Origin of the sequence: Bradyrhizobium arachidis (assembly GCF_015291705.1) — a bacterium.
GTDB classification, from domain to species: domain Bacteria; phylum Pseudomonadota; class Alphaproteobacteria; order Rhizobiales; family Xanthobacteraceae; genus Bradyrhizobium; species Bradyrhizobium arachidis.
Map to the genome: position 1 here is coordinate 8994382 of NZ_CP030050.1, position 23863 is coordinate 9018244.

The 23863-nt window shown below is 64.1% G+C and carries 24 protein-coding genes; 18 read left to right on the plus strand and 6 right to left on the minus strand.

Annotation, left to right across the window (positions count from 1 at the left end; genetic code table 11):
* Nucleotides 1-87: 87 nt before the first annotated feature.
* The 3 genes from WN72_RS42505 (at nucleotide 88) to WN72_RS42510 (ending at nucleotide 2670) form a co-directional block, all read left to right on the plus strand.
* Nucleotides 88-849, plus strand: coding sequence for a LysR family transcriptional regulator (locus WN72_RS42505; protein ID WP_244553732.1), 762 nt, complete (start codon nucleotides 88-90; stop codon nucleotides 847-849).
* Nucleotides 837-959 (plus strand): hypothetical protein, encoded by a 123-nt coding sequence (locus tag WN72_RS47560; protein ID WP_283807131.1) that lies wholly within the window; start codon nucleotides 837-839, stop codon nucleotides 957-959. Before WN72_RS42505 ends, WN72_RS47560 begins: the two co-directional genes overlap by 13 nt.
* 88 nt (nucleotides 960-1047) lie before the next feature.
* Nucleotides 1048-2670, plus strand: coding sequence for an ABC transporter substrate-binding protein (locus tag WN72_RS42510; RefSeq protein ID WP_092215725.1), 1623 nt, complete (start codon nucleotides 1048-1050; stop codon nucleotides 2668-2670).
* Here the strand turns inward: WN72_RS42510 and WN72_RS42515 are convergent.
* Nucleotides 2665-4071: a glycoside hydrolase family 3 N-terminal domain-containing protein gene (locus WN72_RS42515; protein WP_244553731.1), complete on the minus strand. Its 1407-nt coding sequence runs from the start codon at nucleotides 4069-4071 to the stop codon at nucleotides 2665-2667. The genes WN72_RS42510 and WN72_RS42515 overlap by 6 nt on opposite strands.
* 187 nt (nucleotides 4072-4258) lie before the next feature.
* On the opposite strand from WN72_RS42515, the gene WN72_RS42520 reads away from it, so the two are divergent.
* The 3 genes from WN72_RS42520 to WN72_RS42530 are packed head-to-tail and all read left to right on the plus strand — an operon-like array spanning nucleotide 4259 to nucleotide 8062.
* Nucleotides 4259-5755: a DUF4153 domain-containing protein gene (locus WN72_RS42520; RefSeq protein ID WP_092215723.1), complete on the plus strand. Its 1497-nt coding sequence runs from the start codon at nucleotides 4259-4261 to the stop codon at nucleotides 5753-5755.
* A gap of 19 nt (nucleotides 5756-5774) precedes the next feature.
* Nucleotides 5775-6479, plus strand: a complete 705-nt coding sequence (locus WN72_RS42525) for a response regulator transcription factor (RefSeq protein ID WP_092215721.1) — start codon at nucleotides 5775-5777, stop codon at nucleotides 6477-6479.
* On the plus strand, nucleotides 6476-8062 hold the full coding sequence (locus WN72_RS42530; protein WP_092215719.1) for an ATP-binding protein: 1587 nt from the start codon (nucleotides 6476-6478) through the stop codon (nucleotides 8060-8062). The genes WN72_RS42525 and WN72_RS42530 overlap by 4 nt, the downstream gene beginning before the upstream one ends.
* Here WN72_RS42530 and WN72_RS42535 read toward each other — a convergent pair.
* Nucleotides 8059-8199, minus strand: coding sequence for a hypothetical protein (locus WN72_RS42535; protein WP_007597071.1), 141 nt, complete (start codon nucleotides 8197-8199; stop codon nucleotides 8059-8061). The two genes, WN72_RS42530 and WN72_RS42535, sit on opposite strands and share 4 nt — an antisense overlap.
* An 80-nt stretch (nucleotides 8200-8279) precedes the next feature.
* On the opposite strand from WN72_RS42535, the gene WN72_RS42540 reads away from it, so the two are divergent.
* The 5 genes from WN72_RS42540 to WN72_RS42560 all read left to right on the plus strand — a co-directional run bounded on the left by WN72_RS42540 (nucleotide 8280) and on the right by WN72_RS42560 (nucleotide 12698).
* Nucleotides 8280-8849: an alpha-ketoglutarate-dependent dioxygenase AlkB gene (locus WN72_RS42540; RefSeq protein ID WP_092215717.1), complete on the plus strand. Its 570-nt coding sequence runs from the start codon at nucleotides 8280-8282 to the stop codon at nucleotides 8847-8849.
* Nucleotides 8850-9050: 201 nt separating this feature from the next.
* Nucleotides 9051-9479 carry a DUF3606 domain-containing protein gene (locus WN72_RS42545; RefSeq protein WP_027562938.1) on the plus strand — a complete coding sequence of 143 codons (429 nt, stop codon included), beginning with the start codon at nucleotides 9051-9053 and terminating at the stop codon, nucleotides 9477-9479.
* A gap of 23 nt (nucleotides 9480-9502) precedes the next feature.
* Nucleotides 9503-9997, plus strand: coding sequence for a hypothetical protein (locus tag WN72_RS42550; RefSeq protein ID WP_092215715.1), 495 nt, complete (start codon nucleotides 9503-9505; stop codon nucleotides 9995-9997).
* A 121-nt stretch (nucleotides 9998-10118) separates the two neighbouring features.
* Nucleotides 10119-11048, plus strand: a complete 930-nt coding sequence (locus WN72_RS42555) for an alpha/beta hydrolase (protein WP_027562936.1) — start codon at nucleotides 10119-10121, stop codon at nucleotides 11046-11048.
* A 426-nt stretch (nucleotides 11049-11474) separates the two neighbouring features.
* A complete protein-coding gene (locus tag WN72_RS42560) occupies nucleotides 11475-12698 on the plus strand; it encodes an ABC transporter substrate-binding protein (protein WP_092215832.1) in 1224 nt (407 codons plus the stop codon).
* Between the two features lie 271 nt (nucleotides 12699-12969).
* Here the strand turns inward: WN72_RS42560 and WN72_RS42565 are convergent, their stop codons facing one another.
* The gene (locus tag WN72_RS42565; protein ID WP_167380785.1) at nucleotides 12970-14532 is read right to left on the minus strand and encodes an adenylate/guanylate cyclase domain-containing protein; all 1563 of its coding nucleotides are present in this window, start codon (nucleotides 14530-14532) and stop codon (nucleotides 12970-12972) included.
* A 194-nt stretch (nucleotides 14533-14726) separates the two neighbouring features.
* On the opposite strand from WN72_RS42565, the gene WN72_RS42570 reads away from it, so the two are divergent.
* Nucleotides 14727-15815, plus strand: coding sequence for an enolase C-terminal domain-like protein (locus WN72_RS42570; protein WP_092215712.1), 1089 nt, complete (start codon nucleotides 14727-14729; stop codon nucleotides 15813-15815).
* 37 nt (nucleotides 15816-15852) lie between these two features.
* On the opposite strand, the gene WN72_RS42575 is transcribed toward WN72_RS42570, so the two are convergent.
* Together WN72_RS42575 and WN72_RS42580 are read right to left on the minus strand one after the other, a co-directional pair.
* Nucleotides 15853-16275, minus strand: a complete 423-nt coding sequence (locus tag WN72_RS42575; RefSeq protein WP_092215710.1) for a RidA family protein — start codon at nucleotides 16273-16275, stop codon at nucleotides 15853-15855.
* A gap of 190 nt (nucleotides 16276-16465) precedes the next feature.
* Nucleotides 16466-17893: a sulfatase family protein gene (locus WN72_RS42580; protein WP_244553730.1), complete on the minus strand. Its 1428-nt coding sequence runs from the start codon at nucleotides 17891-17893 to the stop codon at nucleotides 16466-16468.
* Between the two features lie 172 nt (nucleotides 17894-18065).
* Here WN72_RS42580 and WN72_RS42585 point away from each other — a divergent pair, with 172 nt between their 5' ends.
* The 6 genes from WN72_RS42585 (at nucleotide 18066) to WN72_RS42610 (ending at nucleotide 23593) form a co-directional block, all read left to right on the plus strand.
* Nucleotides 18066-18830 (plus strand): FadR/GntR family transcriptional regulator, encoded by a 765-nt coding sequence (locus WN72_RS42585; protein WP_208617494.1) that lies wholly within the window; start codon nucleotides 18066-18068, stop codon nucleotides 18828-18830.
* A 31-nt stretch (nucleotides 18831-18861) separates the two neighbouring features.
* Nucleotides 18862-20214, plus strand: a complete 1353-nt coding sequence (locus WN72_RS42590) for an ABC transporter substrate-binding protein (RefSeq protein WP_092215703.1) — start codon at nucleotides 18862-18864, stop codon at nucleotides 20212-20214.
* 33 nt (nucleotides 20215-20247) lie between these two features.
* Nucleotides 20248-21123, plus strand: coding sequence for a carbohydrate ABC transporter permease (locus WN72_RS42595; protein ID WP_199820253.1), 876 nt, complete (start codon nucleotides 20248-20250; stop codon nucleotides 21121-21123).
* The gene (locus WN72_RS42600) at nucleotides 21120-21947 is read left to right on the plus strand and encodes a carbohydrate ABC transporter permease (protein WP_092215699.1); all 828 of its coding nucleotides are present in this window, start codon (nucleotides 21120-21122) and stop codon (nucleotides 21945-21947) included. Before WN72_RS42595 ends, WN72_RS42600 begins: the two co-directional genes overlap by 4 nt.
* 67 nt (nucleotides 21948-22014) lie before the next feature.
* Nucleotides 22015-22476: an NUDIX hydrolase gene (locus tag WN72_RS42605; RefSeq protein WP_092215697.1), complete on the plus strand. Its 462-nt coding sequence runs from the start codon at nucleotides 22015-22017 to the stop codon at nucleotides 22474-22476.
* Nucleotides 22477-22732: 256 nt separating this feature from the next.
* A complete protein-coding gene (locus WN72_RS42610) occupies nucleotides 22733-23593 on the plus strand; it encodes a glyoxalase superfamily protein (RefSeq protein WP_092215695.1) in 861 nt (286 codons plus the stop codon).
* Nucleotides 23594-23614: 21 nt separating this feature from the next.
* Here WN72_RS42610 and WN72_RS42615 read toward each other — a convergent pair whose 3' ends face one another.
* On the minus strand, nucleotides 23615-23860 hold the full coding sequence (locus WN72_RS42615; RefSeq protein WP_092215830.1) for a hypothetical protein: 246 nt from the start codon (nucleotides 23858-23860) through the stop codon (nucleotides 23615-23617).
* Nucleotides 23861-23863 lie beyond the last annotated feature (3 nt).

Genomic DNA, 23863 nt, shown 5'->3' on the forward strand with positions numbered 1-23863 from the left:
ATCGGTTGCTGTTGGCCCGCTCTAATTGGATTATTTGAAAATGAATGGGTATATGGTCCATATGGACAACATTTATCCGGATTTCAAATGAGTGACCGATTGCAGGAACTGGCCGTGTTCGTCCGTGCGGCGGAGAGCGGCAGCTTTTCACAGGCGGCACGCGAGCTGGCCCTGTCGCAGCCCTCGGTGTCGCGCATCATCGGCGAATTGGAAACACGTCTCGGCGTCAAGCTGCTGCTGCGAACCACACGCAGGATCACCGTCACCGACGCCGGTGCGCTGTTCCTGACCCGCGCCCGCGAAGTGCTCGCAGACATTGAAGATGCCGAGGACGCCGCGCGCGGCATCGATTCCCTGCGCGGGACGCTGCGCATTACGATGCCGATCGTCTACGGCACGAGACACATTATTCCGCGCCTCTCGAAATTCCTTGACGCGCATCCCATGCTGCGCGTCGAGCTGTCGGTTGCCGACGAGCGGCATAATCTCGTCGTGGAAGGCACCGACGTCGCGATCAGGCTCGGCCCGCTGAGCGACTCCGGCTTTGGCGCACGGAAGCTTGCGACCCTGCCGCGCTTTCTCGCCGCATCGCCGTCCTATCTGGCCAAACGCGGCACGCCGAAGACGCCGGCCGATCTCGCCTCGCATGATTGCATCTTCGGTCCCGGCCTGTTCGGCCACACCACGTGGTCGTTCACCCGCAACGGTGCCGAGACCTCGGTCGATGTCCGCGGCCGCATCACCACCGATTCCGGCCCCGGCGTGTTCGCGAGCGTGCTGGCCGGTCTCGGCATCGCGATGACCTCGCCGGTGATGGCCGGTCCCGAGACGCGCTGGTGCCTGTGCTGAAGAGCTACAAGCTCGCACCTGTCGACGTCTACGCCGTGTTCCCCGCGGGTCCGCGTCCCTCGACCAAGGTGCGTGCGCTGGTCGATTTCCTGGCGGAGGAGTTGAGATAGGCCAGGAGCGGATGCGACGTCGTGAAGCGCGGCTGATGGCATGCGCCTTGCCTCTTTAGGGCGTAAATTTCTCGCAAAAGAGGCACCGATGAGAGCATCACCTTTTGACATCACTCGCCGCAATTTGGTGCTCGGCGGCCTCGGCATCGCCGGAATGACAGCATTCGCTCCCCGCTTCGCCTCTGCCCAGGGACGCAGTGAGACGCTTCTGGTGGTGCAGGAGCTCGGGCCGAACTCGCTCGACATGCAGGGCGTCGGCTCCAACCAGACCGTGAACGGCCTGTCCTGGAATTGCTACGACCGCCTGCTGACCTATGCCTCGAAGACGCTCCCGGACGGGACGGTCTCGTACGACCGCGAGAAGCTCGCGCCTGAGCTCGCGGAAAGCTGGGAGGTCGCGGCCGACGGCATGTCCTGCACCTTCAAGCTTCGCAAAGACGCGAAATTCCACGACGGCACGCCTGTGACCGCCCAGGACGTCAAATGGTCGTTCGATCGCGCGGTGAAAGTCGGCGGCTTTCCGACCTTCCAGATGTCAGCGGGATCGCTGGAGAAGCCCGAGCAGTTCGTGGTGGTCGACGACCATACCTTCCGCATCGACTATGTGCGCAAGGACAAGATGCTGCTGTTCAACGTCGCCGTCGTCGTTCCCTTCATCATCAACTCGGAGCTTGCGAAGAAGAACGCGACCGCCGAGGACCCCTGGGCGCTGGCCTGGCTGAAGAACAACGAGGCAGGCGGCGGCGCCTACAGGATCGAGAGCTGGAAGCCCGGCAGCGAGACCGTGCTGGCACGCTTCGATGACTGGAAGAGCGGACCACTGCCGAAGGTCAAGCGCGTCATCGCGCGCGACGTGCCCTCCGCCGGCACGCGCCGCGCCATGCTGGAGCGCGGCGATGCCGATATTTCCAGCGGCTTTGCGCCGCGCGACTTCGAGCAGATCATCAGGGAGGGCAAGGTCAAGGTCTCCGGCGTGCCGATCCCGAATGCGCTCTGGTACGTCGCGCTGAACACCGCAAAGCCGCCGTTCGACAATGCGAAGCTGCGCCAGGCCATCGCCTGGGCGATGCCCTATGAGCAGATCCAGAGCAGCGCGTTCTTCGGGCGCGCCGTTCCCATGTACGGCGGGCCTGCCGAAGTCTCAAAACCGGTCTGGCCGCAGCCGTTTCCCTATGTCACCGATCTCGACAAGGCCAAGGCGCTGATGAAGGAAGCGGGCTTCGAGGCCGGCCTTGAGACGACCTTGTCGCTCGACGCGGGCACCGCGACCGTCGGCGAACCGACCGCCATCCTGATCCAGGAGAGCCTCGCCAAGATCGGCATCAAGACGTCAATCGAAAAAATCCCCGGCGCCAACTGGCGCACGACGCTCAACAAGAAGGAGCTGCCGCTCGCGCTCAACCGCTTCAGCGGCTGGCTCGATTATCCCGAGTATTACTTCTACTGGAATTTTCACGGCAACAATTCGATCTTCAACATATCCTCCTACCAGAACAAGGAGATGGACGCGCTGATCGAGAAAGCGCGCTTCACCACGGATGCAGCGGAGTACGACAAGGCGGTGAAGGATTTCATCGCACTCTGCATGCGCGACGTTCCGGTCGTCCCGCTCAATCAGCCGATCCACGACGTCGCCATGCAAAAAGCCGTCACCGGCTACGAATTCTGGTTTCACCGCGAGCCGGACTACCGCCAGTTCGCGAAATCATAGCTTGGCGCGCCGAAGGTTCGACGTGTTCTCGTCGTCATGGCCGGGCTTGTCCCGGCCATCCACGCCTTGCCTCTTTGCATCGAGAACGTGGATGCCCGGGACAAGCCCGGGCATGACGAGACGTTGCAGCCGCGCCGCGCTCGCATGCAACATCGCCGCATCGAGCCTGCCCTGCCGTGATCCCTGCAGGGCGCAGGAAAAGACCCGGTAGAACTGCGCGCCGTCATAGGCGACCAGCAGCAAATCGACGCCGGCATTGATCGCCTCGACCACGGCTTTGCAGACGTCGTTCTGGTAGATCGCGCCCATCACGAGGTCGTCGGTCATGACGACGCCCTGATAGCCCCATTTGCCGCGGATGATCCCGTCGACGACGCGCTTCGAATGCGAAGCGGCGCGATCGGGATCGACGGCGGTGAGCGTGACGTGCCCGACCATCAGCGCGCTGCGCGAATGCGACAGCACCTCGCGGAACGGCAGCCAGTCGGTTGCCTCCAGTTCCTTGACGGGAGTGTCGAGATTGGCGCTGAAATGATGCGTGTCGGTGCGCACGCGACCGATGCCGGGAAAGTGCTTGAGCGTCGCGCCGACGCCTGTCTCTTCCAGCCCGCGGACATAGGCGCTCGCGATCGTGCTGACGACGACGGGATCGCTCGCGATGGCGCGCCGGCCGATTAGCGTGTGGAAATCGAGGCGGTTGCGCCGCTGCGGCGGCTTCAGATCGAGCACCGGCGCGAGATTGAGGTTGACGCCGAGCCCGGCAAGTTCTCGGCCGTGGATGCGGCCGAACTCTTCGGCCTTGGCCTGCTGGTCATCAGGCGCTAGCCCGGTGAGCGTCGCCAGCGCCGGCACCTTGGTCAGCGGCGGCGCGAGATGCCCGACGATGCCGCCTTCCTGATCGGCGGCGACGACCAGCGGCGGGAGATTCGCGGCACGCCGCTTGTCCTGGAGCGCCGCGATGTCGGCGCGCAGTGCTTCGATCGTCCGCCCACGGATATTGTGCCTGGTGACGTAGACGCCGCCGATCAATCCCTGCTCGGCAAGGCGCGCGACCTCGGGAAAGGAAGAATAGCCGACCATGAAGTGAGGCCCGAGCTGACGCGTCTCGGCTGCGCCGGCAGAAAGAACGTCGTGCTTGCGTAGCTCGAACCTGAGATGGGCTGCTAGCATCAGGACCGGCGGCAGGCACCACAGCATGACGAGCAGCTTGCCTGCGATGGTGCGCCAGCGCCCTCTCCGGAGCAGGACGATGACGATCAGGATGCTTGCGACGACAAGCGCGATGTTTCCGGCGCCGCGCAGCGGGACCAGATAGGGATCGTTCTTGTTCGCGGCCACGAATGCGACGAATGGCGCGGCAAGCCAGAGCAGGATGAGACCGATACGGCGGAGGAATTGCATGATGCGTCACGCCCAAGGTGATGAACGCATCGCACCTATCAGGGCGACTGAAGCTGCGCGAGGGGCAAAGGCGCACCTGCACGAAAACTGCAAAAGACTCCTGAAACCGTGCAGACGAAGGCCCCGGCTTCTGCGCAAGCGCCGTGCAGACTGCACGATATCGCTATTCACGAAAGGTCATTTGCAGATGACGAGCCTGGCCATAACGCCGACGACGGACATCCAACCGATCAGGCCTTCGACAGTATCGGCCAAGCTCGCGATGGCGCTGGTGCTCGCCGCACTCGCCGACTGGCTGTTCTATGGCCAGCGGGCCGGGCTATCGCTGGTCGTGTTTGCGGTCGCAATCGTCTGCGCCTCGCTCCTCGCCAACCACGCATCCCTGGACATCCGTCGCGCGGCGATCGGTGCCGCCGTCATCGTCCTCGGACTCGTGCCCGTTATCGAAGAGCTCAACACGCTTTCGTTCCTGATCCTCATTATAGCGCTGGTCATCGCCCTGCTGCTGGCAACAAATCCTGAAACGACCGGCCTCGCCGATCGCGCCCGCGCGCTGCGAAACTTCGTCCTGTTCGGCCCCTTCAGAGTCTTCCCCGACGCGCTTCAGGTCTTCAACATGTCGGCGTTCACGCGCGGCATCGCGCTGTGGCTGATGCCGGTGGTGCTTGGCACCGTCTTCGTCACGCTGTTCGCTGCCGCCAATCCCGTGATCGAGCAATGGGTCTCGCTACTTAATCCAAAGATCATCCTCGAATATGTCAGCGTCCCGCGCGTGCTGTTCTGGATCCTGATGCTGGCGCTGGTCTGGCCGTTCATCCATGTGCGCTGGCGGCGCAAGAAGATTGCCATAACCACCCAAACCGATGTCGCTGAGCCAGAGCCGCTTGCGCCCTTCATCTCGCCGGAGTTTCTGGGTCCCTCCACCATTCTGCGCTCGCTGATCCTGTTCAACCTGCTGTTCGCGGCGCAGTCCCTGCTCGACGGCATCTATCTCTGGGGCCATGTCGCGCTGCGCGATAATGTGACCTATGCGGCCTATGCCCATCGCGGCGCCTATCCGCTGATCGCGACCGCCCTGCTCGCTGCCGCTTTCGTGCTGGTCGCGATGCGCCCGGGTGGCCCGGCCGAGAAATCCAGGGTGATCCGGCCGCTGGTCTATCTCTGGGTCGGGCAGAACGTGTTGCTTGTCGCCTCCTCCATCCTCCGCCTCGACCTCTATGTCGACATCTACATGCTGACCTATTGGCGGATCGCGGCCTTCATCTGGATGGGGCTGGTCGCGCTCGGGCTGATCCTGATCGTCGCTCGCATCGTGCTCGACCGCTCCAACGAGTGGCTGGTCAGCGTCAATCTGATCGCGCTGGCGGTTGCGCTCTATGGCTGCTCGCTGGTGAACCTCGATGCCTTCATCGCCAACTACAATGTCGCCCACAGCCGGGAGGCATCGGGCAACGGCGTGCAGATCGACATCAACTATCTCCTCACGCTCGGGCCGCAGGCGCTGCCCGCCATCGACAAGGCGATCATGCTCAGGCCGGGCAATCCCGAGACCTGCCTTGTGTCGCGCCGCGACCGCCTTGTAGAACAGCAGCGCCAGGATCTGGCCTGGCGAAGCTGGGGCTTCCGTAACTGGCGGCTCCAGCGCAGGCTGGACGCCCAGGTGACGAATCAGCCGGCAGGCTGACGAGGCAGCGGAGAATTTCTTGGCGCATCGCATTCTCATCGTCGACGACGAAGGCCACATCCGCGAGGTCATCCGCGTCGCCCTGAAGAAGGCCGGCATGGGCGTGATCGAGGCCCGCGACGGCAAGGAGGCGCTCGTCCGCTTCGCCGCCGACAGGCCCGACCTGATCGTGCTCGACATCGGCATGCCCGAGTTCGACGGCCTCGACGTCTGCCGCGAGATCCGTAAAGGCTCCGACGTGCCGATCCTGTTCCTGTCGGCGCGCGACGAGGAGATCGACCGCATCCTTGGCCTCGAGATCGGCGGCGACGACTACGTGACAAAACCGTTCAGCCCGCGCGAGCTGGTGGCGCGGGTCAACGTCATCCTGCGCCGGCTCAGCCCGCGCAACGGCGAGGACAAGACAGGTCCGGCCGCGCTGGTGCAAGGCGGCCTCCTGATTGATCCCGAGCAGCATGTCGCGACCTTCGCCGGCACGCCGCTGAAGCTCACCGCGATCGAATTCGGTATCCTGCGCGCGTTCCTGACCCGGCCGACCTCGGTATTCAACCGCGAGCAGCTGATGCGCGCGGCGTACCAGCTCAACATCCAGGTTTCCGATCGCACCATCGACAGCCACATTCGCAACATCCGCGCCAAGCTCGCGGCGCAGAATTGCGAGAACGTGATCGAGACCATCCACGGCGTCGGCTTCAAGCTTGGCCGCTGCGAGAAAGAGGCATGAGCGCGGCGCCCGACAAATGGCGGCCGTCGCTCACCCTCGTGATCTTCGCGGTGCTGGCGACCGTCGGCGTGCTGCCGCTGGTCGGCCTGTTCTTCTTCCGCCTCTACGACAACCAGCTGATCCGCCAGACCCAGGCCGAGCTGATCGCTCAGAGCCGCGTGCTGGCGACGATCTACGCGCAGGAGGTCACGGTAAGGCTTGGCAGCGGCCTAGTGCTCGGCGCCGAGGTGCCGCCGAACATGCTGCCCGACCCCGGCGACCCGGTCACCCCAATCCGCGCCGCGCTCGACCTCACCGCCAACGATCTGCTCAGGCGGCGGCCGGATGCGCTGCCCGCGCCGCAAGCAGCTCAGCCCGCTTATGTCGAGATCGGCGCGAGGATGACGCCCATCATCCGCGAGACCCAGAAAGTGACGCTGGCGGGCTTCCGCATCCTCGATCCGCAGGGCGTCGTGATCGCCGGGCGCTATGAGGTCGGGCAATCGCTCGCCCATCTCGAGGAGGTCGCGGACGCGCTGCACGGGCAGTACCGCGCAACTTTACGCAACCGCGTGCCGGACAAGCCGCCTCCGCCGATCTATTCCTTCAGCCGCGGCCTCGGCGTCCACGTGTTCTCGGCGATGCCTGTCATCGTCAACAACCGCGTCGCCGGGGTGATCTACACCACGCGCACGCCGAGCAACATCTTCGACCATCTCTACCAGGAGCGGGCTAAGTTCGTGCTGGCCGGGCTCGCCGTGATCCTCGGCACCATCGCCATCGGCCTCGTGTTCTCCCGCACCATCACCCTGCCGATGCGCGAGCTGATCGACCGCGCCGCGCGAATCGGCCGCGGCGACCGCGAGGCGTTTCGGCCGCTGCGGCATTACGGCACCCGCGAGTTCGCCCAGCTCTCGCACAGCTTCCTCGGCATGGCTGAGCAGCTCGCCAGGCGCTCCGACTATATCGCGACGTTCTCGGCCCACCTCACCCACGAGCTGAAATCGCCGCTGACCTCGATCAAGGGCGCCGCCGAGCTGTTGCAGGACTCGGTTCAGGGCAAGGCCGGCAGCCTGACGCCGGCCGAGCAGAAGACCTTCATCGCCAACATCCTGTCCGACACCCAGCGGCTGGAGGCGATGGCGCAGCGGCTGCGCGAGCTGGCGCGGGCCGAGAGCCTGCCGCAGAACGAGCGGACGGAGCTGGCGCCCGTGATCGCCGACCTCAGGAGCCGGTTTCCGGCGAGCTCGATCGAAGCCAGCGGCAGCCTCGACCGTGCGATCGGGATGTCGTCGGAGAAGGCGCTGATCGTGCTCTCGCACCTCGCCGACAACGCGATGCGGCACAAGGCGGGGACAATCAGGCTGGAGGCGGTCGACGCGCGGACGACCCTGCTTGTGACGGTCAGCAATGACGGCGAACCGATCTCGGCGCCGAACCGCGCCAGGATATTTGATGCGTTCTTCACCACCCGGCGGGACCAGGGCGGTACCGGGATGGGCCTCGCGATTGCGCGCGCGGTGATGGCGAGCCATGGTGGCTCGATCAGGCTCAAGCCGACGGACGAGGGCGCCGCCTTCGAGCTTCAGTTTCCAATCGCCTAGATCGCGAACACCCAGGCCGCGACGATGGTGCCGATGGTGACGAGACCTGCGATGGTCCAGCCGGCGGCGTATTCCAGCTCGGGATGACCGGTGGCCCGCATGATCTCTGCCGGATCGGCGGTATGCTTCTCTGCCATGACAGCCTCGCACGTTACTTCCCGCGTCAATAGATAAGTCGCATCAGCCGCCATTAGGTTCCATCACGGAAATGCGAGAAATGACGCAGCTAGGTTTGTTCGCCGATCCGGACAGCGGTCCCGCCGGGCTTCGCTATGCGGACAATTTTATCGACGCCGCCGCCGAGCAGGATCTGATCGGCCGCATCGCAGCATTGCCGCTCCAGCGCTTCCAGTTCGGCGCCTTCGAGGGCAACCGCCGCGTAGCCTCGTTCGGCTACCGCTATGACTACACGCTACAGCGGCTCACCGAGGCGGATCCGATCCCGGTGTGGGTGCTATCAGTCGCGCGCCGGGTCGAGGCCTGGGCCGGCCTCCCTGAGGGCAGCGTGCGGCAGGTGCTGTGCACCGAATACGAGGCCGGCGTCGGCATCGGCTGGCATCGCGACAAGCCGCATTTCGACAAGGTGCTCGGCCTGTCGCTGGGCTCGCCTTGCAAATTCCGCTTCCGCCGCCGCAGCGGCGACAAATGGCAGCGCCACGCGCTCGAGGCCCTGCCGCGCTCGCTCTACATGATGGACGGCGAGGCGCGCTCGCAATGGGAGCACAGCATCCCGCCGGTCGAGGCACGCCGCTATTCCATCACCTTCCGGACCATGAAGCGGGTGTGACGGGGCAGCCCCAAAACAAGACTGCGAAAACAACCCCATGCACAGTAGAAAGTCTCAACCGGCTCGAGGCGGGGTCGCGCGACAAATATCTGATACATCAGTGCTAAACGGCCGCGCCGCGCAATCGATGCGGGATTGGCATCTTGCCTTCCAAATCCGGTTGCATGCTAGACTGGATGCCATCCAGGGCAGGAGGGATGCATGGCCGACAACAAGGCAAAGCGGGGCGGAGCCGATCGGGCGCTGATTGCGCTCACCGAGAAATACGAAGTCGCCTACTGGTCGAAGAAGTTCAAGGTGACGCCGGCCAAGCTGAAATACGCCGTCAAGAAGGTCGGCCATTCCGCCAGGAAGGTCGAGGAGTACATCAAGCTCCAGAAGCACCGCGCCGCCGACAAGAGCCGGATCGCGCTCAGCGAGCCCTACGAGGTCCGCTACTGGTCGAAGAAGTTCAAGATCACTCCGGCCAAGCTGAGGCTCGTGGTCGGCGCGGCCGGCCATTCTTCCAAGAAGGTCGAGGCCTATCTCGCGGCCCAGAAGGCGGCGAAGAAGAAAAAAGCCAAGAAAACTACGAAGAAGACCACGAAGAAGGCCGCCAGGAAGGCCGCCACGCGCAAGAAAGCCGCCTGAAACGGCAGGTCGGTGGAGCAAAGATGAAATCCGTTCGATCGATCCTCGCCTGTGGCCTCGTCGCTGCCTGCGCACAAAGTGCGGCCGGTGCCTCAGCTGCCGCGCCTGCAAAAGTCTCGGGCTCGACGGCGCTGGCGCTCGCGGGCGTGATCGCGCCGCTGTCGCCGGACCTGACGGGGCCCGAGAAGAAGGCGATGGCGATGCTGTTCGCCGCCAATGCCGACATTCCCTACAAGAAGCCGATCGTGGTGACGGCGGACAAGATCGTCTGCCGCACCGGCAATGTCGATATCACCGTCCGCAACTGCGAGGTGAGCTTCGGCAAGAAGACCAAGACCGTGAACGGCTCCACCGCAAACGAGATCTTCGCCACGGAAGCGCTGGCGGGCATTCCGCCTGACGGCGCGGCCGGATCGAATTTCGAGAGCCTGAGCAAGCTGAGCTGCACGATCGACCCCAACGCGATCAGGCGGAAGGACGGCAGCGGGGCGGATTGCACGTTCCAGCCGGGGAATTGAGGCCCCGAGAGGCGGCCAACAGCGCCGTGAAATCGCCTCAAGCCCAGCTAACTAATAAGGCGAATTGAAAAGACAGGCCCGATCGGCGACCCATGATAAGGCGCGCAAGGCCGGCACCAATATGAAGAATTATCTCGCATTTTTCCTGCTTCTGACCGTCACGACAGCCTCAGCGCATGGCCCGATGCCTGCGCGGCTGCCCACCCCGTCCGATCTTGTCCTGGCAGGCCTCACCGATTCCGACACGACCGCCGGCGGCACCGCGCGGCTGTGCGAGGATGTCACCTTCTCGCGCGGCCTGCGCTATGGCGAGAGCGAAGCCAACGTGCTCGACGTCGCCGCCAGCACGACCAAGGCGACGACGCCGCGGCCGGTGCTGGTGTTCGTGACCGGCGACACCTTCACCGGCGACCGTGGGGCGCCGGACATATCGCGCGAGGTCCAGGACCAGGCGATGTGCTTTGCCGCGCGCAACGACATGATCGGGGTGCGGGTCAATTATCGCCTGGCGCCTGCGGCGACCTGGCCGGTCGGCGCGACCGATGTCGCGGCGGCGCTGTCCTGGGTCCACGGCAATATCGATCTGTTCAATGGCGATGCCCGCGAGATCGTCGCGGTCGGCTACGGCGCCGGCGCGTTCCATGTCGCAACCTTGCTGGCGCATCCCGAGCTCCAGACCGATCGCGCCGAGGTCGCCGCCGTGGTGCTAGTGTCCGGGATCTACCGCGCCGGCAAGGACGCCAGCGACAGCGTGAAGGCCTATCTCGGCTCCGACGCCGCCCAGTATGACAAGCGGTCGGTCTATCCCGGGATCCTCAATGTCGATGTGCCCATCGTGCTGGCCTGGGCCGCGGACGATGCTGCCAATCTCGTCGCACAAGGCGAGACGCTGAAAAAGACGCTCTGCGGCGCCGGCCACTGTCCGCGCAGCGCGCTGCTGCGCAGCCGCGACAGCATCGCCGCGGCGTTCGGGCTTGATGGTTCGGGCGACAGTCTCGCCGAGCCGACACTGCTGCTGGTGCATCAGCTGGAGGCACGCGGGCTGCCGTAGCAGGTACGGTCGAGGGCCAGCTCCGGCAACGACATGGCCGGACCGCACTTGTGGGCTACGCCCCTAACCGCGACAATCAGTCCATCACCGTCACCCTGAGGTGGCCGCCTCTTCGGCGGCCCTCGAAGGGCGACGGCCCAGCTCTCTCCACGCGGCCACGGCGGTGGCCGTGCATCCTTCGAGGCTCCCCGTGGGACGCTCTGCGTCCCACGTTTCGCACCTCAGGATGACGGAGTTGATGCGAAACGTTTGGTCTCAGACCTGAATGCACCGGCGCGTCAACACGCCTGCCGTTTCGCTTCAGGGCCATGCGTCGCAGTGAAGCGGGCGCCCCGGCCACAGGAATGCCAAACGCTTGACCTAAATCAAGCGGCCTTGGAGCGGATCGGGTCGACCTCGTTGGGGGCCAACGACAAGGTGTCGAACATGCGCGTCACCGGCAGACTGCTGTTCGTTTCGATGATTGCTTTCGCCTCGCTCGGGGCGATGTCGCAGCAACACACCGAACAACCTGCAACCGCCAACGAAATCCGCATCGGCAATGTCATGCCGTATTCGGGGCCGCTCTCGGAGTTCGGCGCGATTGGCACCGCGGAGGCCGCGTATTTCGACATGATCAATGCGCGCGGCGGGATCAACGGCCGCAAGATCCGCTTCATCACGCGCGACGACAATTCCGATCCGGCTACCGCGCTGGACCTGACCCGCAGCCTGGTCGAGAAGGACGGCGTGCAGCTGATGTTCGGCTCGTTCGGCACGCCCGGCAACATCGCCACGCGCTGGTATCTGAACGAGAAGAGAATCCCGCAGCTGTTCGTCGCCTCCGGCGACGAGGAGCTGAGCCAGGCCAAGGCGTTTCCGTGGACCATGGGCTGGCAGCCCTCGTTCCGCTCCGAGGGGCGGATCTATGCCAACTACATCCAGGCCTACTACCCCCGGAAGAAGATCGTGGTGCTCTGGCAGAACGATCAGTTCGGACGGATGCTCTACAAGGGCATCCAGGAAGGGCTCGGCGATCTCAACCGTCAGGTCCTCGTCGACATCGCCTTCGACATCAATGACGAGCATCTCGACGGCCACGTCTCGATCCTCAAGCGCGCGGGCGCCGACATCTTCGTCTTTCTCGGCGTGCCGTCGACGGCGTCCAAGGTGATCAAGCTGGCGGCCTCGATGAAATGGCGCCCGGTCTTCATCGTGAACGATGCCTCCGCCTCTATCGCCAATGCGATGGCGCCCGCGGGCCTCGAAAATTCATCCGGCGTGATCTCGGCGGCGTTCCTGAAGGATCCGAGCGATCCGGCCTGGAAGGACGATACCGGCATGAAGGACTGGTTCGCCTTCATGGACAAGTACCATCAGATCGAAAGCACCAACAACAGCGCGGCGGTCTATGGCTACGCCGCCGCCGAAGCGCTGACCAAGGTGCTGAAGCAATGCGGCGACGATTTCTCGCGCGACAACATCATGCGGCAAGCGGCATCGCTGAAGGCCTATCAGCCTTCCGTCGCGCTGCCCGACATCCGGATGAACACCTCGGCGGACAGCTATCTGCCGATCAGGCAGATGCGGCTGGTCCAGTTCGACGGCCGCTCCTGGCAGCCGTTTGGCGACGTGATCGAGACGGCGTTCACGGAGGGTGCGGCGAGGTGACGTGACTGAGGCGCCGCGTTGGCGCTTCGTTGCAGTCAGCGTGACGATCATACTCGCACCTTTTGCTGGCCACTCCTCTCCCCCGCCCTCCCCCGCAAGGGGGGAGGGAGCGCAGCGGAGTGCGCAGCTACACTGTGGCTGATTGCAAACGCCCTGATGAATTGAGTCATTCGCCACACGAAAGGTACGTTCCCTCCCCCCTTGCCGGGGCGGGTTAGGGAGAGGGGTACCACACGGGGACTCTCTCGATCAGATAGCGGTTACCTGCCCCTCACGCCGGCTTCAGCGAGGCGAGCGCGTTTTCCAGCAGCGTGCGCACGCGGGCGGCGTCGCCTGACTTCACCACGGCGGGATCGAGATAGAGCTCGAGGCCGGGCGCGCGCTCGGTGATGATGCCGCTGCTTTCGGCTGCGGCATCATTCAGCGCGTCGACCGAATAGGGAATCACCTCGCGGCTGATGCCCTTCATCGTGATCGCCGGCAGCGCGTGGGCTCGGACGATGTCGCTGACGAGGGCGAAGGTCTCGTAGCTCAGCACGATGCCGCCGGGCTCGGCGATCGACTGCAGGCGCGCGGCGAGGTTCGCTTCCGCGCCGATGATGGTGTAGTCCATGCGGTCGCTGCTGCCGAAATTGCCGACATTGCAATAGCCGGAATTGATGCCCATGCGCGAGCGGAACGGCTGCTCGATGCCGGACGCCCGCCATTTCGCGTTGAGCTCGGCGAGGCGCTGCTGCATGCGCCAGGCCATCTGGAGGCAGGCCTGCGCGTCGGCGCGGTCGCCCTTGGTCTCGGGATCGCCGAAGAAGATCAGCATGGCGTCGCCGATGAACTTGTCGACCGTGCCGCCATGCTCATGCGCGATCGCCGACATCTCCGTGAAATATTCGTTGAGGAGCTGGGTCAGCAATTCGGGCTGCAGCCGCTCGGTGGTCGCAGTGAAGTTCTGGATGTCGGAGAAGAAGATGGTGAGCTTCTTGCGCTCGGTGTGGATGGTGACGTCCTTCTGGCCGGAGAAGATGCTCTTGTAGACCTGCGGCGGGATGTAGCGCGAGATCTTCATCGACAGCGAGGCGAGGAAGTCGTTGGCGGATTCGAGCTCCTTGTTCATGGTCTTGATTCGGCTCGCCTGCCGGCGCTGGAGCGAGAGGAACGAGAGCCCGCTGCCCGCGGCGATCAGGAAATAGGCCAGCAGGAACTTGAACGAGAAGATGTTGGCGGCGATCGGCTGGGCGATGATCACCTCCTGGATGCCTCTGATATCACCGACCTTCCAGTCCTTCTTCGGGCTTTCGGGGTGGCTGTTGTGGCAGCTGACGCAGGCCGGGCCCATCGTGACGGGCGCGACCAGGCGGACCTTGTCGGAGAACAGCGAGGTCTCGGTGTCGATGATCTTCTGCTCGGGGTCCTTGCGCAGCGCATCGAGCGCGTCCTTCTCGAACTTGTCGAGCTGGTGCGGGGCGCGGTTCTGGAACGGGAAGTCCGAGACGAAACGATAGGTGATGTTCTCCTGCTGCGCGCCGATCACCCGCCCAAGCTCCAGCGACAATGTCGCGGGGATCGGAATCGCGCCGGGGACGGATTCATAATTGTGCACGACCTTGGTGGTGCCGTTGGGATTGGCGAGGATGCGCCCGACCACGTTGGAGGCATAATAGCTGCGAACGCTCGTGATCACCGAGTTGAGATCGGCGGCCTGCCGGCGCAGCGCCGTCTTGCTGAGTTCGGTCAGGTCCAGCCAGACCGCGAGCGGCAGCGCGAGCAGGAGGAAAGCGATCGCGGCGCCCGTCAGGAGGCCGCTCTTGCGCTGCTCTTCGGAGATCTCTTGTTTCACTCTGTGGCTCCGTTGTGTGCGATTTTGCCGCAAATCTCTCCAGATTTGCGGCGCAGCCTGCGGCGGCACAGAGCCAATAAACACAGGTTCGCGCAACCCCATTTTATGGTGGTCGCGGCAGCCATCTTTTCGTTTCATGATGATTGTTTAAGATCGGCTTTGAACCTGCATTCACGCCGCCGGGAGACCCTGGAATGACCGATATCCGCATCAAGCGCTTCCATGCGCGCCCCGTGATCGCGCCGATGAACCTGCCGCTCCAGACCTCGACCGGCGCGGTCGCCAAGGCGCCGTTGGTGCTGATCGACTGCGAGACCGACCAGGGCGCGGTGGGGCATGCCTATCTGTTCTCGATCACGCCGTCGGCCTTGAAGCCGCTGACCGCGATGGTCACGGAAATGTCAGAGCTGCTCGCAGGCGATCCGCTGCTGCCGTTCGAGATCGAGCGCAAGCTGACCCAGCGCTTCACGCTGCTTGGCCTTGCCGGCCTGCAGCGGCTGGCACAATCCGGCATCGACATGGCGGCATGGGACGCGCTGGCCCGCAGCAAGGGCCTGCCACTGGCGCGCCTGCTCGGCGGCGCGCCGAAGCCGGTGCGCGCCTACAATTCTAAGGGGCTCGGCATCATGCCGGCGGGCGCCGCGGTGGAAGAAGCCCAGAAACTGCTGGCCGAAGGTTTTCGCGCCGCAAAGATCCGCGTCGGCCGGCCCGATGCGCGGGACGATCTCGCCGTGGTTCGTGCGGTGCGCAAGGCCGTTGGCGACGAGGTGACCCTGATGTGCGACTACAATCAGGCCCTGACGGTGACTGAAGCGATCCACCGCGGCGAGATGCTCGACGACGAGGGCCTCACCTGGATCGAGGAGCCGATCCGCCACGACGACTATGAAGGCAATGCCCGCATCGCGGACGCGCTGCGCACGCCGGTCCAGATCGGCGAGAATTTCGACAGCGCGTTCTCGATGCAGGCGGCACTGGCCGCCGAGGCGTCCGATTACGTGATGCCTGACGTGCAGCGCATCGGCGGCGTGACCGGCTGGCTGCGTGCCGCTGCCCTCGCCCATGCCGCCGGCATCGAGATGTCGACGCATCTATTCTCGGAGGTCAGCGCGCATCTGCTCTGCGTGACGCCGACCGCGCACTGGCTGGAATATGTCGACTGGGCCGACGCGGTGCTGGCGAGCCGGCTGAAGATCGAGGACGGCTTTGCGCTGCCGAGCGAGGAGCCGGGGAACGGGATTGCGTGGGACGAGGCGGCGGTCGCCAAATATCTCGTTACATAAGGTGGTCTGTCGCTGCGTCGATCACCGATCGACGAGCCTACGACCGAACAGCAGCCATCATGTTCAGCTCGACCGGCGCTCCCCGCGGCAACTCGGCGACGCCGACGGACGTACGCGTATGACGACCGCGATCGCCGAGGCGTTCGATCAGCCGATCGGAGGCACCGTTCATGACTTGCGACTGTTGGGTAAATCCAGGCGCCGAAGCGACATATCCCACGACCTGCAAGACCTGGACGATCTTGTCCTCTCCACCTGTCGCGTGGTTGATGGCCGCAATACAGAGATCGGCGCAGAGGGAAGCAGCCTCTTGTGCGGCCGCGATATCGACACCTGCACCGACCTTGCCTGCGTACAGCAGATCTTCGCCGCGACGCGGCAGCTGACCACTCACATACGCAATTCCACCATGGATGATCACCGGCAGGTAGTTGCCGCCGGGCTTGTTTACGTTGCTCATCTCGCCAATCTGCCTTCTTTTCACATCCGGCGACGCGACACGTCTCGACGAGACATTGCCGCGGTGGATGACCGGACAATGGCAGGCAGCCAACAGCGGATCAAGACCGCGAAGCCTTTATGCCGGCGACGGCACACTATCTGGAATATGTCACCTCGCCCTGCAAGCGGTGCCAGGGAGCAGGCCGCCCTCACCGCGCCGCCGCGTTCAGATCCATCGTCTCGAGCAGGCTGTTCTGGCGCCAGTCGATGAAGGCGTCCTTGAGGCGGCTCACCTCGCCGGCATGCTCGGGCACGCCCCAGAGATTGCGCTGCTCGAGCGGATCGGTCTCGAGGTCGAACAGCTGGCCGTCCGCGGCCCCGTGAATGAATACGACCTTCCACCTGTTATCGCGGACCATGGTGATCAGCCGCGCACCGGTCATGGCGACGTCGCCGGCCTGCTCGGAGAACACGAAGTCGCGGCCGGCCCATTCCTCGCCCTTCAGCGCCGGCAGCAGGCTGTGCGCCTGGAACGGCTTTGGATGCTGTGCGCCGGCGAGATCGAGAATGGTCGGGCCGAGATCGAACAGCTGGCATTTTTCGCGGATGCGGCGGCCGTTGGAGAACAGGCTGGGCGACCAGAAGAGCAGCGGGATGCGCGTGACAGGCTCGTACATCGACCATTTCTGGCTGAGGCCGTGCTCGCCGAGATTGTCACCATGGTCGGACATGAAGATGATGACGCAATTGTCGAGATAGCCCTTGTTGTCCAGCATCTCGATCAGGCGGCCGATCTGCTCGTCGATCATGGTGACGTTGGCGTAGTAGTGCGCGCGCAAGCGGCGCATCTCTTCGTGCGTCGGCGCGAGCTTCCATGACACCGCATCGTGGTCGACCTCGGTGTCGTGCCGGCGCTTCTCCTTCAGATACGCCGGCAGGCCCTCGATCTCGGCCTCGGTCGGCTGCGGCACCGGCAGGTCGTTGCGGGCGAGATAGTGCTCCAGATATTCCGGGAGCGGATCATAGGGCGGATGCGGTCCGGGCAGGCCGATCTGCATGAACAGCGCCTCGGGCTTGGGGCGCGTCTCCAGCCACCACATCGCGGTTTCCGCGACGAAGATGTCGGGATGCAGCGATTTCGGCATCTCCCAGGTGAAGGCGCCCATGCGGTCGCCATAGTCAGGCATGCTGCGATAGCCGGCGCGCGACGGCTTGGTCAGCTTGTGCGCGGCAAAGGCCTTGTCGAGCTCGTCGGCGAACCAGCGCCCCTCGAAGAAGCGGTCCTTGTTCTCGACCACGAAGCGCTCGTGGAAGCCGGCTTTCGCGTCATAGGGGATGGTGTGCATCTTGCCGACATTGACGCAGTGATAGCCGGCGTCGCCGAGATTGCTCACCCAGGTCTTCTGCCAGTGCTGCCCGTTCTTCAGCACGCCCGAGGCATGCGGATAGAGGCCGGAGAACAGCGCCGCGCGCGAGGGCACGCAGCTCGGCGCGTTGATGAAGCAATTGTCGAAATAGACGCCCTCGCGCACGAGGCGATCGAGATTCGGCGTCTTCATGTAGGGATGGCCCGTCGCCGCAATCGTGTCGAACCGTTGCTGGTCGGTCATGACCAGGATGATGTGGGGCTTTGTCACGATGGTTTTGTCCTGCGCGGCGTTGAGACAACAGAAAATATGTCTGACATAATAATTCTTGTCAAACCGCAGCCTCCAGGATTATCCTGCGGATATAGGCCATAATTTCTGTGGCCGCCCCATTCGCACGTGCAATAAATCAGACATTTAATTCCACGAAACCGGGATCAACGTGGCAAAATCTCCTAGCAAGGACAGCGCGCAATCGAGCGCCCAGGTCGCCCGCGAGGTGGCGCGGCTGATCCTGACCGGCGTGTGGCGCGAGGGCACGACGCTACCGCGCGAGATCGAGCTGGCGTCGCGCTTCGATGTCAGCCGCGCCTCGATCCGCGAGGCGCTGTCGCTGCTGAAGGCGAAAGGCCTGATCGCCTCGAAGCAGAAGGCCGGCACGCATGTCCGCGCGCGCTTCGACTGGAACATGCTCGACGAGGAGCTCTTGAACTGGACGCTGTCGGCCTTGCCGACGCAGGAGTTCGCCAAGCAGATCATGGAGGTCCGCCGCATCGTCGAGCCCGAGGCCTGCGCGATCTGCGCGCTGCGCGGCACCGACGAGGATTTTGCCCGGATCGAGCGCGCCTATCGCGGCATGGACGCAGCCGGCATGGACCGCGCCGCCTATGCCGAGCCGGATTTGCAGTTTCACCGCGGCATCCTGATCGCCACCGGCAACGATTTTCTGATCGCCTTCGGCGCGACAGTGGCCGCGGCCCTGCGGATGTCATTCAACCTGTCGAGCACCAATCCCGGCGCGCCGCGCAAGAGCCTGCCCTATCATCGCGCCGTGCTCGACGAGATCTGGGCGCGCAATCCGGACGGTGCGCGCCAGGCCATGCACAAGCTGATGGATCTCACCGAAGGAAACATCGTCACGGCCATGTCGCGCCAGAAGAAAAAGGACGCCGAGGACGAGAACGCCCGCCCCAGACGGGCGCGTTGACACCGGCAAACAATAATCGAGGGAGACAAACATGAAGACCGCATCGCGCGCGAGTTCGCTCACCCGCCGTAAATTGCTCAAGGCCAGCGCCGCGACTGCCGCGCTCGCGGCATTCCCCGCACCGCTGATCGCACAGACAAAACCGTTTGCCGGCGTCACCTTGCACGGCGCCTCGTTCCAGCACCGCTTCTTCACGCTGCTGCAGAAATACATTCCCGAGTTCGAGGAAAAGACCGGCATGAAGGTCGACCTCCAGCTCTCCGCGCTGCCCGTCTACAACCAGCAGGCCAATCTCGAATTGTCCTCGGGCGGTTCGGCCTATGATTTCGTCAACGTCACCTTCACGCTCGCGACCCGCTGGATCGCGGCCGGCCTGCTCGCCAACCTCGACGAGTTCACGGGCGATGCCAATCTGACGCCTGCCGACTGGAATCCGAAAGACTTCGTCGACGGCGCGCAGGTGCCCTATCGCGACGCCAAGGGTGCGACCTACGGCTACTCTTGGGAAGGCGGCGCGATGCTGATGGGTCTGTCGCGCATGGACCTGATGGAGAAGAAGGGGCTGAAGATCCCCAAGACCTTCGCCGAGCTTCAGCAGGTCTGCGCCGAGATCAACGGCACCGATGGCGTCAGCGGCCTGGTGTCGTGGTTCCTGCACAACTGGAACCTGCCGCCCTACATCCAGGGCTTTGGCGGCAACATCTTCAGGAATCCGCCCGGCGACCCGATGCCAGCGTTGAACACGCCGGAGGCCATTCAGGGCGTCGAGTTCTACGCGAACCTCCTGAAGAGCGCGCCCAAGGGCGGTCTGACCTACACTGAGGACCAGGCCCGGCAGGCGATGCTGACCGGCCGCGCCAACATCTTCATCCATTCCAGCGCCTGGGTGACGCCGATCCTGCTCTCCGACGAGAGCAAGGTGAAGGAGACCTCGCGCGTGGTGCGCTCGCCCGCCGGCCCCGTGCACGACTACCCAGCCTCGAATAGCCAGGGGCTCGGCATTCCCAAGAACGCCAAGAACCAGAAGGCGGCGTGGGAATTCATCAAATGGGCGCTGTCGCCCGAGATCTCGATGAAGCTCGTCAAGGAGCATGGTCACTCCTCGGTGTGCCGGCGCTCGATCATCACCAGCGACGATTATCGCAAGCTCAACACGGTCAACGGCCAGGACCTTGGCGCGCTCTATCTCGAGGTGCTGGAGCTGCCGGGCAAGGGCGAGAACTACATGGCCTATCGTACGTCGAAGGAGTTCCCCATCGTCGGCGATGTCCTCAACAAGGCGTTCGAGCAGGTCGCCACCGGCCAGTTGCCGGCCAAGGACGCGATGAACGCAGCGCAAGATCAGGCCATCGCCGCACTCCGCCGTGCCGGGACAAAGCTTTGAGCGAGAGCGGAATTGGCCGAGAGTGGAATTGACTTGGAGCGCCGAAGGTTCATCGCCTTCGCGCTCACCCCGAGCCTGATCGTGCTGTTCGCGGTGGCGGTGCTGCCGGCGATCTATCTTATCGTAACGAGTCTGACGCCGTTCCAGCTGACGACGCCGGGCTCGGCCACCGATTTCAGCGATCCGTTCCGCAACTATGCCCTGCTGCCGGGCGACCCCCGCTTCGTCAACTCGCTGGCCGTGCAGGCCAAGCTCTCGGTCGCGAGCGTGCTGTTCCAGGTGCTGCTCGGCATGCTGCTGGCGCTGCTGCTGAACGTGCCGTCGCGCTTCGTCGAGTTCGCGCGCACCTTCTTCCTGATACCGATGGTGCTGCCGCCGATCGTGGTCGCGGTGATCTGGAAGCTGATCTACGCGCCCGACATCAGCCCGCTCTATTATGCGGCGCAGGCGCTGCATTTCACCCTGCCGGCGCTGACCTCCAGCGTCGACTTCGCGCTGACCGCGATCATCATCGCCGACACCTGGGAATGGCTGCCCTTCACCTTCCTGATGGTGCTCGCGGCGCTCCAGACCATTCCGGATGAATATTCGGAAGCAGCCCTCGTCGACGGCGCGAGCAAGCTTCAGATCTTCTGGTACGTGACGCTGCCCTTCATCACGCCGATCCTGGTGATCTCAGGCATGTTCCGCCTGATCGACAGCGTGAAGGCATTTCCGCTGATCTTCCTCCTGACCGGCGGCGGGCCAGGCACCGTCACTGAAGTCACGAACTACTATGCGTACCTTCTCGCCTTCGACACCAACGAGATCGGCTATTCGAGCGCTGTCACCGTGGTGATGCTGCTGCTTGTCTGCGGCATCAGCCTGGGCCTGGTCTGGATGGGCCGGCGCAAGGAGGCGCTGGCATGAGCGAATCCTCCTTCCGCAAGGCCACGCCCGGTCGGCTGGTCGCGATCACAGTCACGCTGCTGATCCTGCTCTCGCCGTTCCTGTGGCTGTTGCAGATGAGCTTCAAGACCAACGATCAGATCCTGCAATTCCCGCCACCTTTGATCTTCACGCCGACGCTTGAGAACTACATCTCGCTCTGGCACAGCGCGTTCTCGGCCTCCTTCGTCAACAGCCTGCTCAGCGCCTCGCTCTCGACCGCGCTGGCGCTGCTGTTCGGCGTGCCTGCCGCCTACGCGCTGTCGCGCTGGGCCGGACGCGGCAAGCATGCGCTTTCCTTTGCGATCCTGGTGACGCGCATGGCGCCGCCGATCGCGTTCACGATTCCCTTCTTCCTGTTCTACCGCTGGATCGGGCTGCTCGACACCATCACCGGCCTCGTGCTGGTCTACACCAGCTTCAATCTGCCGCTGGTGATCTGGATGATGCAGCCGTTCTTCGACACCATCCCGGTCTCGCTGGAGGAGGCAGCCCTCGTCGACGGCGCGCGGACGCGCACGGTGTTCACCAAGATCGTGCTGCCGATGGTGACGCCGGGCATCGCCGCGACCGCGATCCTGTGCTTCCTCTACGCCTGGAACGATTTCTTCTTCGCGCTGATCCTGACCCGGACCAATGCGCGCACCGCGCCGGTCGCGGTCGTCAACTTCATGAACTACGAGGGCTGGGAATGGGGCAAGATCGCCGCCGGCGGCTCGCTGGTGATGGCCCCGGTGCTGATCTTCTCGCTCGCAGTGCGGCGCTATCTCGTCTCCGGGCTCACCGCCGGCGCGGTCAAGGGGTGACATGATGAAAGCTTTGGGCCGGCGCGCCCCGATTGCGAAAGCGCCCGAAGCCGACTAACCATGCCCCATGACCACATGGCGGCCTCACCCTCACATCCGCGTCGTCGCGATCGGCCTGCACTGGCGGGACGGGCTGCTGTTGGCGGCGGAAGTGCGGGACGATGCGGGGCGGATCAAGGGCGTGCGCCCGCTCGGCGGCGCGATCGAGTTCGGCGAGAGCTGGCGGACGGCGCTCGTGCGCGAATTCAACGAAGAGCTCGGTATCGACGTCACCATCACGAGCGAGCCGCTGGTGATGGAGAACATTTTCGCGCACGAGGGATCGACCGGACACGAGGTGATGTTCGTTGCGGAGGTCACGTTCCCCGACGGCGCGTTCGGCGGCGAGGACCGCATCGACTTTCGCGAGGATAATGGAGAGCAAATCGTCGCGCGCTGGTTCAACCTCGCCGATCTCGACGCGGAGGGCGGGCCGAGCCTCTATCCAACCGGATTGAAGGAGATGCTGCTTCGGACGGTCAAGAGCTGACCAACATCAAGAATGCTTATGCGCGTGCCTGCATCAATTGGAGCCATGAGTGACACAGCTTTATCGCGAGATCGATGACCGGTTGACAATCACGAGGCTCTCAAGCACAATTTTTGCCAGGTAGATACCGCCTGCCGCTTGCGCCCTTCGGGGTATGGTGAAGTGTATCAGACCGCCGCACGCTTCCTTTGCTCGAGCGAACGGGTCAGTAACGCAAGCCCTGACATTCTCCGTTCATATCGCAAAGGAATAGAAGATGCGCGATTTCCGCGACGCCAAGGTCATGGCGCAAACGCTTCGCGAAGCCCTCAGCAGCACCCGATCAGTCTCCCTCACCGTCAGCGAGAGCCTCGAGCTCGTCGCGAAGATGTTGGGCTTGTCCGATTGGAATGTGCTGGCCGCCAGAATCCGCTCGGCGGAGCAACCCGGCCCGGACCGCAATAACGAGGCGGGCAGAACAGTCGATGGTTCGGATCAATCCGGCTCGAAAGCCAAGGAGATTCAGTTGCCGCAAGCGACTCTGGATCGCTATGCCGGAAGCTATCAATTCCATGGCGCTGTCTTCACCATCACGCGTGACGATGACCATCTCTCGGCACGGCTGACCGGCCAAGGCTCGGTTGCCTATTACGCGGTGAGTGAAACGGAATTCGTCGCGCGGGATATCGAGGTCGCGTTTCGTTTTACCCTCGGACCGGACGGGATTCCGACGGCCGTGATCCTGCACCAGCATGGCAACGACCACACCATGCAACGCATCGACGCAGCCGCAGCACAAGAGCTCCAGCGCGCGATCGAGACGCGCATGAGCAGCCGGTCCGCCAATCCCGGCAGCGCCGCTGCGCTTCGTCGTCTCGTCGAGAGCCTCGCAGCGGGCCAGCCCAACTATGGCGAGATGAGCGCAGCTCTGGCTGAACTCACCCGCAAGCAATTGCCGCGTCTGCAGCCCGGCCTCGCCGATATGGGTCCGATCACGTCGATCGAATTTCTCGGTGTCGGCGCGCAAGGCCAGGACGTCTATTCGGTCTGGCACCAGGGTGGTGCCGCATCACACTGGCACATTACGCTTGGCAGCGATGGCACGATCATCTCGGCCTTCGTCACGGCGGGGCCATGATCTTCGGGGGCGCCAGGCTGCCTACCACACCTCCGCCCCCGGTATTTTCTTGCGCACCGCGATGCGCTGGATCCAGATGCAGCGACGGACGGACCTGTTGGAGCGGCCGACGGCGGATATCCCCTCGCCGGCCTGAAGCAGCGGCGCCACGTTCTGCCGCAGCTCGCGGCAGCGCTGGAGCTCGGCTTGCCAGTCGATGATCGCAGCCTCGGCGCGCGGCGCCAACAGCGCCAGCACCGCCGCGGCCAGACAGCTCAACCGCGTCATTTG

Excerpts from the sequence above, each read along its gene's own strand:
- WN72_RS42530 (WP_092215719.1), top strand. The coding sequence starts at position 6,476 with ATGAGCGCGGCGCCCGACAAATGGCGGCCGTCGCTCACCCTCGTGATC.
- WN72_RS42600 (WP_092215699.1), top strand. The coding sequence starts at position 21,120 with ATGAGCGAATCCTCCTTCCGCAAGGCCACGCCCGGTCGGCTGGTCGCG.
- WN72_RS42510 (WP_092215725.1), top strand. The coding sequence starts at position 1,048 with ATGAGAGCATCACCTTTTGACATCACTCGCCGCAATTTGGTGCTCGGC.
- WN72_RS42605 (WP_092215697.1), top strand. The coding sequence starts at position 22,015 with ATGACCACATGGCGGCCTCACCCTCACATCCGCGTCGTCGCGATCGGC.
- WN72_RS42575 (WP_092215710.1), bottom strand. The coding sequence starts at position 16,275 with ATGAGCAACGTAAACAAGCCCGGCGGCAACTACCTGCCGGTGATCATC.
- WN72_RS42560 (WP_092215832.1), top strand. The coding sequence starts at position 11,475 with ATGCGCGTCACCGGCAGACTGCTGTTCGTTTCGATGATTGCTTTCGCC.
- WN72_RS42535 (WP_007597071.1), bottom strand. The coding sequence starts at position 8,199 with ATGGCAGAGAAGCATACCGCCGATCCGGCAGAGATCATGCGGGCCACC.
- WN72_RS42505 (WP_244553732.1), top strand. The coding sequence starts at position 88 with ATGAGTGACCGATTGCAGGAACTGGCCGTGTTCGTCCGTGCGGCGGAG.
- WN72_RS42515 (WP_244553731.1), bottom strand. The coding sequence starts at position 4,071 with ATGCAATTCCTCCGCCGTATCGGTCTCATCCTGCTCTGGCTTGCCGCG.
- WN72_RS42540 (WP_092215717.1), top strand. The coding sequence starts at position 8,280 with ATGACGCAGCTAGGTTTGTTCGCCGATCCGGACAGCGGTCCCGCCGGG.
- WN72_RS42545 (WP_027562938.1), top strand. The coding sequence starts at position 9,051 with ATGGCCGACAACAAGGCAAAGCGGGGCGGAGCCGATCGGGCGCTGATT.
- WN72_RS42520 (WP_092215723.1), top strand. The coding sequence starts at position 4,259 with ATGACGAGCCTGGCCATAACGCCGACGACGGACATCCAACCGATCAGG.
- WN72_RS42555 (WP_027562936.1), top strand. The coding sequence starts at position 10,119 with ATGAAGAATTATCTCGCATTTTTCCTGCTTCTGACCGTCACGACAGCC.
- WN72_RS42615 (WP_092215830.1), bottom strand. The coding sequence starts at position 23,860 with ATGACGCGGTTGAGCTGTCTGGCCGCGGCGGTGCTGGCGCTGTTGGCG.
- WN72_RS42550 (WP_092215715.1), top strand. The coding sequence starts at position 9,503 with ATGAAATCCGTTCGATCGATCCTCGCCTGTGGCCTCGTCGCTGCCTGC.
- WN72_RS42610 (WP_092215695.1), top strand. The coding sequence starts at position 22,733 with ATGCGCGATTTCCGCGACGCCAAGGTCATGGCGCAAACGCTTCGCGAA.
- WN72_RS42570 (WP_092215712.1), top strand. The coding sequence starts at position 14,727 with ATGACCGATATCCGCATCAAGCGCTTCCATGCGCGCCCCGTGATCGCG.
- WN72_RS42590 (WP_092215703.1), top strand. The coding sequence starts at position 18,862 with ATGAAGACCGCATCGCGCGCGAGTTCGCTCACCCGCCGTAAATTGCTC.